Below are 13,486 nucleotides of genomic sequence, written 5' to 3'. Positions count from 1 at the left end.
CGGGGAGGAGAAACCCATGGGCCATATTCTGGCAATCGACCAGGGCACGACGTCGAGCCGCGCCATCATTTTCGATGACGCGATGAAGATCGTGGCGTCCGCGCAGGAGGAATTCCCCCAGCATTATCCGGCCTCCGGCCATGTCGAGCACGATCCCGCCGACATCTGGTCGACGGTCGCCGCCACCTGCCGCGAGGCGATCGAGCGCGCCGAGGTTGCCACATCCGACATCGCCGCGATCGGCATCGCCAACCAGCGCGAGACCGTGATCGTCTGGGACCGCGACACCGGGCGGCCGATCCACAACGCCATCGTCTGGCAGGACCGGCGCACCGCCGACCGCTGCGCCAAGCTGCGCGAGGACGGGCATGAGGATTTCATCACCTCGGCCACCGGCCTGCTGCTCGACCCTTATTTTTCGGCGACCAAGCTCGCCTGGCTGCTCGACAATGTCGAGGGCGCGCGACAGAAGGCCGAGGACGGAAGCCTCGCCTTCGGCACGGTCGACACCTATCTGATCTGGCGGCTGACCGGCGGGCGCTCGCACGTGACGGACGCCACCAATGCGGCGCGGACCATGCTCTACAATATCCGGGAGGGCGAATGGGACGCCGATATCTGCAAGCTCCTGAACATTCCTCAGGCGATGCTGCCGGAGGTGAAGGACTGCGCCGCCGATTTCGGCATGACGCGGGCCGACCTGTTCGGCCGCGAGATCCCGATCTACGGCGTTGCCGGCGACCAGCAGGCGGCAACCATCGGCCAGGCCTGCTTTGACCCCGGCATGATGAAATCGACCTATGGCACCGGCTGTTTCGCGCTGCTGAACACCGGCGACAAGATGGTCTTGAGTAAGAACCGGATGCTGACCACCATTGCCTATCAGTTCGACGGCAAGCCCACCTACGCGCTCGAAGGCTCGATCTTCATCGCAGGCGCCGTGGTGCAGTGGCTGCGCGACGGACTGAAGGTGATCCGCCATGCGCGCGAGACCGACGCGCTGGCGAAATCCGCCGATGCCAAACAGACGCTCTACATGGTGCCGGCCTTCACCGGCCTTGGCGCGCCCTATTGGGACGCTGAAAGCCGGGGCGCGATCTTCGGGCTGACGCGCAATTCCGGCCCCGCCGAATTCGCCCGCGCCGCCCTTCAAAGCGTCGGCTACCAGACCCGCGATCTGCTGGAAGCGATGCAGGATGACTGGGGCAGTTCCGACAGCGCCAATATCCTGCGCGTCGATGGCGGCATGAGCGCCAATGACTGGACCATGCAGTTTCTCTCCGACATTCTGGGCGTTGCCGTCGACCGGCCGAAAGTGGTCGAAACCACCACGCTGGGCGCCGCATGGCTGGCCGGCAGCCGCGCCGGAATTTACCCCGATCGCGACGAATTCTCGAAGATCTGGGCGCTCGACCGCCAGTTCACGCCGTCGATGGACGAGACCACCCGCGAGCGGCTCTACAAGGGCTGGAAAAACGCCGTCAGCCGCACGCTCGGGGCGATCTGATCATTCCGCGAACAGATACTGCATGGTGACGAGATCGAGCCAGCGGCCGAACTTGACGCCGACTTGAGGGTAGCGTCCGGTGTGGAAGAAGCCGAGGCGCTCATGCAGCGCGATCGAGGGTGCGTTGCCCGCCTCGATCGCGGCGATCATCGCGTGGACGCCCGCATTTTTGGCATAGACGAGCAGGGCCTCCATCAGCGCCCGGCCGATGCCGCCGCCGCGCACATCGCTGCGGACATAGACCGAATGCTCGACGGTATGGCGGTAGCCGTCAAAGGCCCGCCAGTCGCCATAGCTCGCATAGCCGAGGACCACGCCGTCGCGCTCTGCCGCCAGCACCGGAAAGTCCCTGGCGCGGCGCGCGGCCAGCCAGGCCGTACGGTTGTCGAGATCGACCACGATCTCGTTCCAGATCGCGGTCGAATGGATCACGGCATCATTGTATATCTCGAGAATGGCGGGAAGATCGGCCTCGCCGGCGTCGCGTATCAGCATGGAGCTCACCTGAAATGGGTCTGCCCGCCTTTACAACGCAGACGAGCCCGCGTCCATCGCCTCAGTAGGACGGCCAGGCGCCCTCCAGATAAATATACTGTTCGGCCGTCATATCGAGCTGGCAATTGGAGGTGATCGTCTGCGCGATCGTGCCGCCCATGCCGGTCGAATAGGCGAAGGTGCAGGTGGCATCGCGATAGGGGATCCAGGCGCGCTGCATGTCACGCAGACTGTCGGCGATCTTTTCGACGATGCGCGGATCGCCCTCGTTCATCGCATCGGCCTTTTTCGCGCGCGCCATCATCGCCTTGTAGGTTTCGTTCAGCCTGCCATCCCAGAAGGCGGTTTCCTTTTCGGCGCATTCCATCATGCCGATCGTGGTCGAGCCATAATCCGAGGCATCGACGCATTGCGCCGCCGCGAGCCCGACACAGGCCCGCATCGCCTCCGGCGTCTCGGCGGCGGCCAGACAATTCGCGATTGGCGCGTCGGAATACCGCACCTGCTCATCCTGGGCGAAAACCGGCCCCGCGACCATCAGCGCCGCCGCCAGTCCCAATCTGAATACCGTCATACGCACCTCCCTGCTGCCGCGTTGAACGGCAGCATAGTGGCTGCGTAAGAGCCCGCTGTCAAAGCAGATCTCAGCTCGGTCAGAGCTTGGCGGCGCATGCCTTGCAGAACGGCGTCTGCGGCACGGCCTCAAGCCGTTCCGCGGAAATCGGCTTGCCGCATTTCACGCATATGCCGTAGGTGCCGTCTTCGACGCGCTCCAGGGCGGCGGCAAGCGCCTTCAACTCGTCCGAACCGACATGGCCGAACTCTTCCAGCACCTCGTCATTTTCAGCCTCGGTCGCCCGTTCCGCGCTGTCGGGATTTCGGGTCCGGCCGAGATCGTCGTCGATCCGGCGCAGCCGTTTCAGGATTTCGGCCTGGCGCGCTTCCAGCACGGCCTTGTAATGTGCAACGTCCATGATGTTCTCCTCGGCTATCCGTGCCTCACGGCAGGAAGCCCCACGGTAATTTGGTTATCGGCGCACCAGCACCGAGCAACCGGCATGACGCACCACCCTGTCGGCGGTCGAGCCCAGCAGATAGTTCGAAAAATCCGGCCGATGCGAGGCGATGATGATCAGGTCGGCGTCCTGCTCCCTGGCGCAGGCGAGAATTTCACGCGCCGGAGGACCGCTGCGCAATTCGATCTCGGCATCCACGCCGGTATCGCCGCGCAGTTTCGCGAGCTTGTCCTGAGCCTCATTGGCTGCGTTCTCGATCAGATCGGCCGGCACGTCGATCGCGAGGTAGGACGGCACTTCCTCGATAACGTGCAGGAGAACGATTTTCCCGCCTTCATCCAGAAGGCTGGCGGCCTTCCTGAAGATATCGACGCCCTTGTCGAGGGTCGAAATATCGACCGGAACGATGATCTTCCTGAACATGTCTGTTTGCTCCCTTATGCAGGATTGATGGCCTCAATCTGCGCGTCCCATCGAACCGCGCATTGACTAAGATCAATTCTGCACCCCCCGCGATCCGCTTTCGGGAAACTGGTCGGGGTGAAGCGCGATCTCGTGTTCGATCAACGCCAGCACGCGCTTGACCGGCGGCGGCTGAAGCGCGGCCACCCGCTGGATGATCGAATAGGCGCTGACGTCGATCCGTTCGCGCACCGGCAACTGGCAGATCGCCGCGCCGAGCTTGCCGCCCGTATGAAAGAAGTCCGCCACCGGTCGGGCGACCGGCGTCACCGCGTCGGTTTCCGCGATCATGGCGAACGAGAGCAGCGGCGATGTGGTGACGAACACATGGCGGGGAAGCTGGAAGCCGTTCGCCATCAGATGAGCCTCCACCGAACGCCGCATCGGCGCGCCGACCGGCTGCAGCACCCAGTCATACTCCAGGCAGTCGCCGATCGAGATCGATTCCCTGCCGGCGAGCGGATGGTGGACGCCCGCGATCATGACCACCGGTTCCACCCCGAGCGGCCGCATGGTCACGGATTTGGCATCCATATCCTCCGGCAGGCGGCCGATATAGAAATCGATGTCGTGGGAAAACAACGCCTCGGCCAGCTTGTCGGAGGTGTCGACCAGCACCGAAAGCTCGATCTCGGGAAAGTTTTTCCGGAGCTGCCGGATGACCGGCATGATCAGTTGCAGCGAGGGGCCGGTAACCGCGCCCATGCGCACCAGCCCGCGCGCGCCCTCGACGATCTGGGCGATCTCGCGGTGGGCGTAATCGAGCTGGTTGAGGATAACCAGCGCCTGCTCGGCCATCGCCTGCCCGGCCTCGGTCAGTTCGACGCCGCGGCCGTGACGTTCGTAGAGCTTGGCGCCGACGGTGTGCTCCAGTTCCGACAGCAGCCGCGAGGCCGCCGACTGGGTCATGCCGAGCTGGGCGGCGGCCGACGATATCTGGCCCTTGCGGTCGAGCAGCGCGATCAGCCGCATCTGCGAAAACCGCAATCCACGCCGGATAAACTCGTCCTGTCCGCTGTAACGCTCGCCGCTTCCCGTCATATCCATACCATTTCTGCTATATCAGAAACACGATTATTCATTTGTCTGTATAACGGTAAATTGCAACACTCGCCTCATCGCAAGGACATTTTTTGCGGGAGCCGGAACGGGCAAACCCATCGGTTGTCGCGAGGCACAACGGCTGTGACGGGAGGAGATACCTCCAGCCGTATGCTCTGTTCTGGCGTATTGCCGGGTGGTTCGATACCGCGCCGCCCGCGCCTGCGGCAAAGCCTTGCCGCGTTCTGTTAACGGGAGGACATAACAGATGAAAACGCTATTTCTTACAACCGTGGCCGCGATCACCATGACGGCAGCAGCCGCCTCGGCGCAGACCGTCGGGTTTTCGCAGATCGGCTCCGAATCGGGCTGGCGCGCGGCAGAGACCACGCTGACCAAACAACAGGCTGAAGAGCGTGGCATCGACCTGAAATTCTCCGATGCCCAGCAGAAGCAGGAAAACCAGATCGCCGCCATCCGCGCCTTCGTGGCCCAGGGCGTCGACGCCATCCTGCTTGCTCCGGTCGTCGCCACCGGCTGGGACAGCGCGCTGGAAGAAGCCAAGGATGCCGATATTCCGGTGATCCTGCTCGACCGCCAGGTCGACAGCTCCGACGACCTCTATCTGACGGCTGTCGGCTCCAACCTCGTCCATGAAGGCGAAGTCGCCGGCGGCTGGCTGGTTGACACGGTCGGCGACAAGGATTGCCGCGTCGTCGAACTGCAGGGCACCACAGGCTCGTCGCCGGCGATCGACCGCGCCACCGGCTTCCGCAACGCGATCGATGGCCATGCCAATATCGAGATCGTCCGGAGCCAGACCGGCGATTTCACCCGCTCGCAGGGCAAGGAAGTCATGGAAAGCTTCCTGCAGGTCGAAAATGGCGGCGCCGACATCTGCGCGCTCTATGCCCATAATGACGACATGGCCGTCGGCGCCATCCAGGCGATCAAGGAAGCCGGCCTGAAGCCCGGCTCCGACATTCTGGTCGTCGCGATCGACGCGGTTCCGGACTATTTCCAGGCCATGGCCGCCGGCGAGGCGAACGCCACGGTGGAATTGACGCCGAACATGGCCGGTCCCGCCTTCGACGCGCTTGCCGCCTACATGAAGGACGGCACCATGCCGCCGAAATTCATCCAGACCGAATCGAAGCTCTACACCCAGGCAGACGATCCGCAGGGTGAGGCGGAGCGCCGCAAGAGCCTCGGCTACTAAGCATCCTCCCGGGCGCGGTCGGGGTCATCGGGGCCCCGGCCGCCTCGGCATGCATAAGCGCCGCGCGATCGATCCAAGGTGCTCGAAAATGCTTCTGACAATTCAAAATCTCACCAAGAGCTTCGTTGGCATGAAGGCGCTCGACAATGTCGATTTCGAGCTTGCCGCCGGTGAGGTTCACGCCCTCCTGGGCGAAAACGGCGCTGGCAAATCCACGCTGATCAAATGTCTGACCGGCGCCTACAGCCGTGACGACGGCACGATCACGCTGGACGGCCAGACCATTTCCCCGCGATCGACGCTTGAAGCCCAGGATCTGGGGATCGGCACGGTCTACCAGGAGGTCAACCTGCTGGCCAACCTCACGGTGGCGCAGAACCTCACCTTCGGCCGCGAACCGCGCCGCTTCGGCGTCATCGACAATCGCGCCATGCGCCGCGAGGCCGAGGCGATGATCGCCGGCTACGGCCTCGATATCGACGTCAACCGCGACCTCGGCAACTATTCGGTCGCGGTCCAGCAGATCGTCTCCATCGCCCGCGCGGTCGCGCTCTCCGGCAAGGTGCTGATCCTTGACGAACCGACCGCCAGCCTCGATGCCCGCGAGGTCGAGATGCTGTTTGCCGTGGTGCGCAAGCTGCGCGATCAGGGTCTCGGCATCATCTTCGTCTCGCACTTTCTCGATCAGGTCTTTGCGCTGACAGACCGCGTGACGGTGCTGCGCAACGGCTGCAAGATCACCACCGAAAACACCGCCGAACTCGACCGGGTCCGGCTGATTTCCCATATGCTCGGGCGCGAGCTCGATGAGAGCGACCAGCACGGCCAGCGCCGCGGCACCGAGGGCCGGGTTGGCAGCGAGCCGCTGATTTCCGTCCGCGACTTGGGAAAGCGCAATTTCGTCGAACCCTTCGACCTCGACATCCACCGCGGCGAAGTCATCGGGCTTGCCGGATTGCTCGGCTCGGGTCGCACCGAAACCGCGGAGCTGATCTTCGGCGTGCGCAGCGCCCAGTCCGGCACGATCTCCGATGGCAACGGCAAGATTTCGATCACCAATCCGCGCGAGGCGATCGCCGCCGGCTTCGGCTTTGCGCCGGAGGACCGCAAGACCGACGGCATCATCGCCGACCTGTCGGTGCGCGAGAATATCGCGCTGGCGCTGCAGGCCCGTCGCGGCTGGGCGCGGCCCATCAGCCGCGCCGAACAGGACAGGCTTGCCGCCGAATACATCAAAAAGCTCGATATCCGCACCTCCAGCGCGGAAAAGCCGATCGGCGAACTGTCCGGCGGCAACCAGCAGAAGGTGGTGCTCGCCCGCTGGCTGGCGATGAACCCGCGCTTCCTGATCCTCGATGAGCCGACGCGCGGCATCGATGTCGGCGCCCATGCCGAGATACTGCATCTGATCCAGGCCATCACCGAGGAGGGCATGGCGATCCTGATCATCTCATCCGAGCTTGACGAACTGATCGCGGTTTCCGACCGGGTCATCGTCGTGCGCGACCGCCATCACGTGGCCGAACTGACGGGTTCGGCGATCGACACCGAGAATATCGTCAAGGCGATCGCCTCCTCGAAAAAGACGGAGGCCGTGTGATGCCCGCCGGACTGAAACGCGTCATTCCGCAACTGATCACGCTTGCCGTTCTGGTGGCGCTTGTCAGCCTGTTCTTCCCGAGCTTCCTTCAGGTCGAATATTCGGGCGGACGCTTCGTCGGCCCGGTGATCGACGTCCTGAAACGCGGCGCGCCGGTAGCCCTTCTGGCGATCGGCATGACGCTGGTGGTCGCCACCCGCGGCATCGACCTTTCCGTCGGCACCGTGATCGCGATCACCGGCGCGATGGCGGCCGCCACGATCGGCGCCGGCTATGGCATAGTCGCGGCGATCGCGATGGCCGTGGTCACCGGTCTTCTGGCTGGCCTGTTCAACGGCGTTCTGGTCGCCTTCATCGGCATCCAGCCGATCGTCGCGACGCTGATCCTGATGATCTCCGGGCGCGGCATCGCCCAGTTGATCACCGAGGGGCGGATCCTGACCTTCAACCTGCCGGGCTTTGCCTTTCTCGGCTCCGGCGAGGTTCTCGGCATCCCCGTGCCGGTCTGGATCTGGGTGCTGACGGCGGCATTCGCGATCCTGCTTGTCCGGCGCACCGCGCTCGGGCTGCTGATCGAGGCGATCGGCGTCAACCGGCGGGCAAGCGCGCTGGCCGGCATCAATGCCCGCGTCTTGCTGATCGCCGTCTACATGGCATCCGGCTTCTGCGCGGCGCTCGCCGGCATCATCATCACCGCCGATATCCGCGGCGCCGACGCCAACAATGCCGGGCTGTGGCTCGAGCTTGACGCGGTGCTGGCAACCGTCGTCGGCGGCAATTCGCTGATGGGCGGGCGGTTCTCGATCTCGGCGGCCGTCATCGGGGCGATGATCATCCAGACCATCGACACCGGCATTCTGCTCGCCGGCTTCCCCTCGGAATACAATCTCGTGATCAAGGCCGTGCTGGTGATCTTCATCCTGGTCCTGCAGTCGCCCAATATCACCGGCGACCTGAAATATCTCAGGCAGAACCTGTTTGGCCGCAGAAACGCGCGGGAGGCCGGCGAATGAAAAATCCGCGCCTCTATCCGCTCTATGCGACGATCGCGATCTTCATCGTCGCCTATGCGATCTGCTACATCCAGTTCCCGTTCATGCTGTCGACCCGGGTTGCCGGCAATCTGCTGACCGACAACGCCTATCTCGGCATCGTCGCCGTCGGCATGACGGTGGTGATCCTGTCGGGCGGCATCGATCTCTCTGTCGGTTCCGTGATCGCGTTTTCGGGCGTGTTCATATCGGTGCTGCTGCGCGATACCGGGCTTCATCCGCTGGTGGTGTTCGCCCTGCTGCTGGTCGTCACCACGGCTTTCGGCGCGGCCATGGGCTGGCTGATATATACGCTCGGCATGCCGGCCTTCATCGTCACGCTTGCCGGCATGTTCCTGGCGCGCGGCGTCGCCTACATGCTGACCATCGATTCCGTGCCGATCGACAATGAGTTCTTCAAGATGCTGCAGAAGACCTATTGGCTGATGCCCGGCAAGGGCCGGCTGACGCTGATCGGCATCGTGATGCTGCTCTCCTTCGTCTTCGGCCATGTCGTCGCCCACAAGACCCGTTTCGGCGCCAATGTGTTCGCGCTTGGCGGCGGCGAGCAGACGGCGCGACTGATGGGCTCGCGGATCGGCCACACGACGGTCTCGATCTACGCCTTTTCGGGTTTCATGGCCGGGCTTTCCGGCATCGTGTTCGCGATCTATACCGGCTCGGGCTATCCGCTCGCGACCGTCGGCACGGAACTGACCGCGATTGCCACCGTCGTCATCGGCGGCACGCTTCTGACCGGGGGCGCGGGCTATGTGTTCGGGACCTTGTTCGGGGTCCTGACCATGGGCCTGATCCAAACCTATATCGTCTTCGACGGCACGCTTTCGAGCTGGTGGACCAAGATCGCCATCGGTATTCTCCTTCTCCTGTTCATACTGCTGCAAAAGGGCTTGCTGCGATTGACCATGGACCGGACGACTGCACACTGAAAACAACAGCACGATCTCCGGCATTTTCCTGCCGGAGATCCGATAAAAACGAATGGTTTAGGCGAGGCACCCATGTTCTCCATCGGTATCGATTACGGCACAAACTCGGTGCGCGCGCTGGTCGTCGGCTGCGATGACGGGTTCGAATACGGCACCCACGTCTTCGATTATCCCAGCGGCGATCAGGGCGTGCTGCTCGACGCCGACGATCCGCTGCTCGCCCGCCAGAGCCCCGCCGATTACCTGCAGGGCCTGGAAGCGAGCATTCGCGGCGCGCTGCAACAGGCAGCCCGGCATGAAAAATTCGACGCCTCGAAAGTGATCGGCATCGGCGTCGACACCACCGGCTCCAGCCCGCTGCCGGTCAATGCCGAAAACGGCGCGCTGGCGATGGACCCGGGCTTCACCGATAATCTCAACGCCTATTGCTGGCTGTGGAAGGACCATACGAGCTGGCGCGAGGCCGAGAGGATCACCGCGCTCGGCAAGGCGGAACGGCCGCATTACCTCGCCATGGTCGGCGACACCTATTCGTCGGAATGGTGGTGGTCGAAGATCTGGCACTGCCTGAATGTCGACCGCGCCGTGTTCGACGCCGCCCATTCCTGGGTCGAGCTTGCCGACTGGATCCCCTCGGTGCTGGCCGGCGTCAAGGCCCCCGCCGAGATCAAACGCGGCGTCTGCGCGGCCGGCCACAAGGGCCTCTACAATCCCAAATGGGGCGGCCTGCCGGACAAGCAGTTCCTGAACATGCTCGACCCCGCGATCGCCGACCTGCGCGACCGGCTTTACGACACCGCGCAGGACATTTCGGTTCCCGCCGGCGCGCTCTCTCCCGAATGGGCTGAAAAACTCGGCCTGCCGGAGGGCATCGCGATCGCCACCGGCGCCTTCGACAACCATCTGGGCTCGATCGGCTGCGGCATCGAGGAAGGCATGCTGGTCAAGGTCATCGGCACATCCACCTGCGACTGCGCGATCGTCGACCTTTCGAAATCGGACGCCATCCCCGGCCTTTGCGGCATTGTCGAAGGCTCGATCCTGCCCGGCTTTTACGGCATCGAGGCCGGTCAGTCCGCCGTCGGCGATATCTTCAAATGGTGGGTAGAACGGGTCTGCCAGGGCGGCGCGGCGCTTCACGAAGAACTGTCGCGCGAGGCCGAGGCGATGAAGGCCGGACAAAGCGGGCTTCTGGCGCTCGACTGGAACAACGGCAACCGCACCATTCTCGTTGACCAGCGCCTGACCGGCGTTCTCCTCGGCCAGACGCTCTATTCCACCCGCGCCGAAATCTATCGCGCGCTTGTCGAGGCGACCGCCTTCGGCGCGCGCGCGATCGTCGAGCGCATGACCGATTACGGCGTGCCGATCGACAAGGTCGTCTGCGCCGGCGGCATTGCCGAGAAAAATCCGATGCTGATGCAGATCTACGCCGATGTCATGAACCGGACCATGCTCGTCGCCCGCTCGGCGCAGACCTGCGCGCTGGGTGCGGCCGTTGCCGCCGCCTCCGTCGCCGGCGCCCATGACGGCATCAAGGCGACGACGAAGGCAATGACCGGGCTGAAGGACATCCGCTATGACCCGATACCCGAAAACGTCGCGATCTACGAGGAACTCTACGGTCTCTACCTGACGCTGCACGACGGTTTTGGCGGGATCACCCGCGATTCCGATCTGTCGAAGATCATGAAGGACCTGATCGAGATCCGCGACAGGGTTCGAAACGCATAACAGGCGCCAGCGCCGCGCGTCCATTTGTTTTCACGCGCGTCCGGACGGAAAACCGACACCCGCTTTTCCCGGACGCGCTCATTTTCCGGAGGATACCCATGATCGGCCTGAAACCACTGAAAATCTGGTTTGTCTGCGGCTCGCAGCATCTCTACGGCCCCGAAACGCTGGCGGAAGTCGACGCGCAGTTCACCGCGATCGCCGACGCGCTGTCGAAGGACGGCAAGCTGCCGCTCGTGATCGTGCCGCAGCCGGTGGTCAAAAGCCCGGCGGAAGCGACCGATCTGGCGATCCGCGCCAATTCCGATCCCGAATGCGGCGGTCTGATCCTGTGGATGCACACCTTCTCGCCATCGAAAATGTGGATCCGCGGGCTTTCGCAGCTCAACAAGCCGTTTCTGCATCTCCATACCCAATATGCCCGCGAACTGCCGTGGGATACGATCGACATGGACTACATGAACCTGAACCAGGCCGCCCATGGCGACCGCGAGGCGGGCTTCATCCACACCCGTATGCGGCTTGGCCGCAAGGTCGTCGCCGGCCACTGGAGCGACCCGGAAGTGCATGCCCGGATCGACGCCTGGATGCGGGCCGCGCGCGCCTGGGATGACTGGCAGGGCGCCCGCTTCTGCCGCTTCGGCGACAATATGCGCGAAGTCGCCGTCACCGAGGGCGACAAGGTCGCCGCCGAAATGAAGCTCGGCTTCTCCGTCAACGGCTACGGCATCATGGATCTCGTCGATGTCATGAACACGCTTTCCGACGGCGATGTCGCCGATCTCGCGGCAAGCTATGAGAACGCGTACAATGTCGTCGACGCGCTGAAAAAGGGCGGCGACCGCCATGCCAGCCTGCTGAACGCGGCCCGCCAGGAACTCGGCCTGAAGACCTTCCTCGAGGCCGGCGGCTTCAAGGGCTTCACCGACACGTTCGAGGATTTGCACGGCATGGAAACGCTGCCGGGCATGGCGACCCAGCGGGTGATGGCGGCCGGCTACGGCTTTGCCGGCGAGGGCGACTGGAAGACGGTGGCGCTGGTGCGCGCGCTGAAGGTGATGGGCCACGGCATGAGCGGGGCAACCTCGTTCATGGAGGACTACACCTACCATATGGCGCCCGGCCACGAGCAGGTGCTGGGTTCCCACATGCTGGAAATCTGCCCGTCAATCGCCGACGGCAAGCCCAATATCGAGATCCATCCGCTCGGCATCGGCGGCAAGGCCGACCCGGTACGCATGGTCTTCAACGCGAAGCTCGGCCCGGCGCTGAACGCCAGCCTGATGGACATGGGCAACCGCTTCCGCCTGCTGGTCAACGAGGTGACCTCGGTCGAGCACCCGGACCTGCCGAAGCTGCCGGTCGCGCGCGCGGTGTGGGAATGCAAGCCGGACTTCAAGACCGCGCTTGCCGCCTGGATCTTGGCCGGCGGCGCGCATCACACCGCCTATTCGAACGACGTGACCACCGAAATGCTGGACGATTTCGCCACCATGGCCGGCATCGAGCTTGCCGTCATCAATGACGATACCCGGCTCGACCGGTTCAAGCAGGATCTCCGCAACAACGAGATCTACTGGCACCTCGGCCTCGGCATCAAGGCGTAAGGGAGGCGAACATGTACAAGGAAATCCGGCGCGAGGCCTATGAGGCCAATATCGCCCTGCCGAAACAGGGGCTGATCAACCTGACCTTCGGCAATGCCAGTGCTTGCGACCGCGATCGCGGCGTGTTCGCGATCAAGCCGAGCGGGGTCGACTATGGCGACCTCACGCCCGACAACATGGTGATCGTGGATTTCGAGGGGAATATCGTGGAGGGCAATCTGCGCCCCTCCTCCGATACGCCCACCCATCGCTGCCTGTTTCTGGCTTTCGAGGAAATCGGCGGCGTGGTGCACACCCATTCCACCCGCGCCACCGCCTTTGCCCAGGCCGGCCGCGCCATTCCCAATTTCGGCACCACCCATGCCGATTATTTCCACGGCGAGATACCCGTCACCCGCAAGATGACGCCTGAGGAGATTGCATCCGCCTATGAATGGGAGACCGGCAATGTGATCGTCGAACGCTTCCGGGAGATGAGCCCGCTCGATTTCCCGGCCGTGCTCGTCAACCGCCACGCGCCGTTCACCTGGGGCAAGACGGTCGCCAAGGCCGTCGAGGTTGCTGTGGCGGTAGAGTGCATCGCCGAAATGGCGCTGCTGTCGCTGAGCCTCAATCCCGACCTTCAGCCGATCGAGCCGGAACTGCGCGACAAGCATTTCCTGCGCAAACACGGCGCGACGGCCTATTACGGGCAACCGGAATAGCGAAAGCGCCGTCGCCGGACGGCAGAATCCTTGCTTGCCGGCGTACATCTCTGTTAGCGTGAGAACATATTCGCCAGCCGCCTGGGCGACAATGAAACCATGCTGACTTGTGCTAGAGTG

At 63.6% G+C, this 13,486-nt stretch carries 13 protein-coding genes; 8 read left to right on the top strand and 5 right to left on the bottom strand.

The window, feature by feature from the left end:
* Nucleotides 1–16: 16 nt before the first annotated feature.
* On the top strand, nt 17–1,507 hold the full coding sequence (gene glpK, locus HQ843_RS09575) for a glycerol kinase GlpK (protein WP_180898527.1): 1,491 nt from the start codon (nt 17–19) through the stop codon (nt 1,505–1,507).
* Here glpK and HQ843_RS09570 read toward each other — a convergent pair whose 3' ends face one another.
* The 5 genes from HQ843_RS09570 to HQ843_RS09550 form a co-directional block, all read right to left on the bottom strand.
* Complete coding sequence (locus HQ843_RS09570; RefSeq protein WP_180898529.1) at nt 1,508–2,002, bottom strand: GNAT family N-acetyltransferase; 495 nt, start codon at nt 2,000–2,002, stop codon at nt 1,508–1,510.
* 61 nt (nt 2,003–2,063) lie between these two features.
* The gene (locus HQ843_RS09565) at nt 2,064–2,576 is read right to left on the bottom strand and encodes a lysozyme inhibitor LprI family protein (protein ID WP_180898531.1); all 513 of its coding nucleotides are present in this window, start codon (nt 2,574–2,576) and stop codon (nt 2,064–2,066) included.
* A 79-nt stretch (nt 2,577–2,655) separates the two neighbouring features.
* Nucleotides 2,656–2,976, bottom strand: a complete 321-nt coding sequence (locus HQ843_RS09560; RefSeq protein ID WP_180898533.1) for a TraR/DksA family transcriptional regulator — start codon at nt 2,974–2,976, stop codon at nt 2,656–2,658.
* A 54-nt stretch (nt 2,977–3,030) separates the two neighbouring features.
* Nucleotides 3,031–3,441: a universal stress protein gene (locus tag HQ843_RS09555; protein WP_180898535.1), complete on the bottom strand. Its 411-nt coding sequence runs from the start codon at nt 3,439–3,441 to the stop codon at nt 3,031–3,033.
* 72 nt (nt 3,442–3,513) lie between these two features.
* Entirely contained in the window at nt 3,514–4,527 is a 1,014-nt protein-coding gene (locus tag HQ843_RS09550) for a LysR family transcriptional regulator (RefSeq protein ID WP_180898537.1), read from the bottom strand.
* A 262-nt stretch (nt 4,528–4,789) separates the two neighbouring features.
* On the opposite strand from HQ843_RS09550, the gene ytfQ reads away from it, so the two are divergent.
* From ytfQ to araD, 7 genes are all read left to right on the top strand, one after another.
* Nucleotides 4,790–5,740, top strand: a complete 951-nt coding sequence (gene ytfQ / locus HQ843_RS09545; RefSeq protein WP_180898539.1) for a galactofuranose ABC transporter, galactofuranose-binding protein YtfQ — start codon at nt 4,790–4,792, stop codon at nt 5,738–5,740.
* Nucleotides 5,741–5,828: 88 nt separating this feature from the next.
* Nucleotides 5,829–7,340, top strand: a complete 1,512-nt coding sequence (locus HQ843_RS09540; RefSeq protein WP_180898541.1) for a sugar ABC transporter ATP-binding protein — start codon at nt 5,829–5,831, stop codon at nt 7,338–7,340.
* Nucleotides 7,340–8,353: an ABC transporter permease gene (locus HQ843_RS09535; protein WP_180898543.1), complete on the top strand. Its 1,014-nt coding sequence runs from the start codon at nt 7,340–7,342 to the stop codon at nt 8,351–8,353. The genes HQ843_RS09540 and HQ843_RS09535 overlap by 1 nt, the downstream gene beginning before the upstream one ends.
* On the top strand, nt 8,350–9,321 hold the full coding sequence (gene yjfF / locus HQ843_RS09530) for a galactofuranose ABC transporter, permease protein YjfF (protein ID WP_180898545.1): 972 nt from the start codon (nt 8,350–8,352) through the stop codon (nt 9,319–9,321). Before HQ843_RS09535 ends, yjfF begins: the two co-directional genes overlap by 4 nt.
* A 72-nt stretch (nt 9,322–9,393) precedes the next feature.
* Nucleotides 9,394–11,055 (top strand): ribulokinase, encoded by a 1,662-nt coding sequence (locus HQ843_RS09525; protein ID WP_180898547.1) that lies wholly within the window; start codon nt 9,394–9,396, stop codon nt 11,053–11,055.
* 98 nt (nt 11,056–11,153) lie between these two features.
* Nucleotides 11,154–12,662, top strand: coding sequence for an L-arabinose isomerase (gene araA, locus HQ843_RS09520; RefSeq protein ID WP_180898549.1), 1,509 nt, complete (start codon nt 11,154–11,156; stop codon nt 12,660–12,662).
* 11 nt (nt 12,663–12,673) lie between these two features.
* On the top strand, nt 12,674–13,366 hold the full coding sequence (araD, locus tag HQ843_RS09515) for an L-ribulose-5-phosphate 4-epimerase AraD (protein WP_180898551.1): 693 nt from the start codon (nt 12,674–12,676) through the stop codon (nt 13,364–13,366).
* Nucleotides 13,367–13,486: the final 120 nt, after the last annotated feature.

The organism is Martelella sp. NC20, from assembly GCF_013459645.1.
Lineage (GTDB): Bacteria > Pseudomonadota > Alphaproteobacteria > Rhizobiales > Rhizobiaceae > Martelella.
The sequence above is the reverse complement of the archived record's forward strand: the minus strand, read 5'-3'. Positions and strand labels throughout refer to the sequence as shown.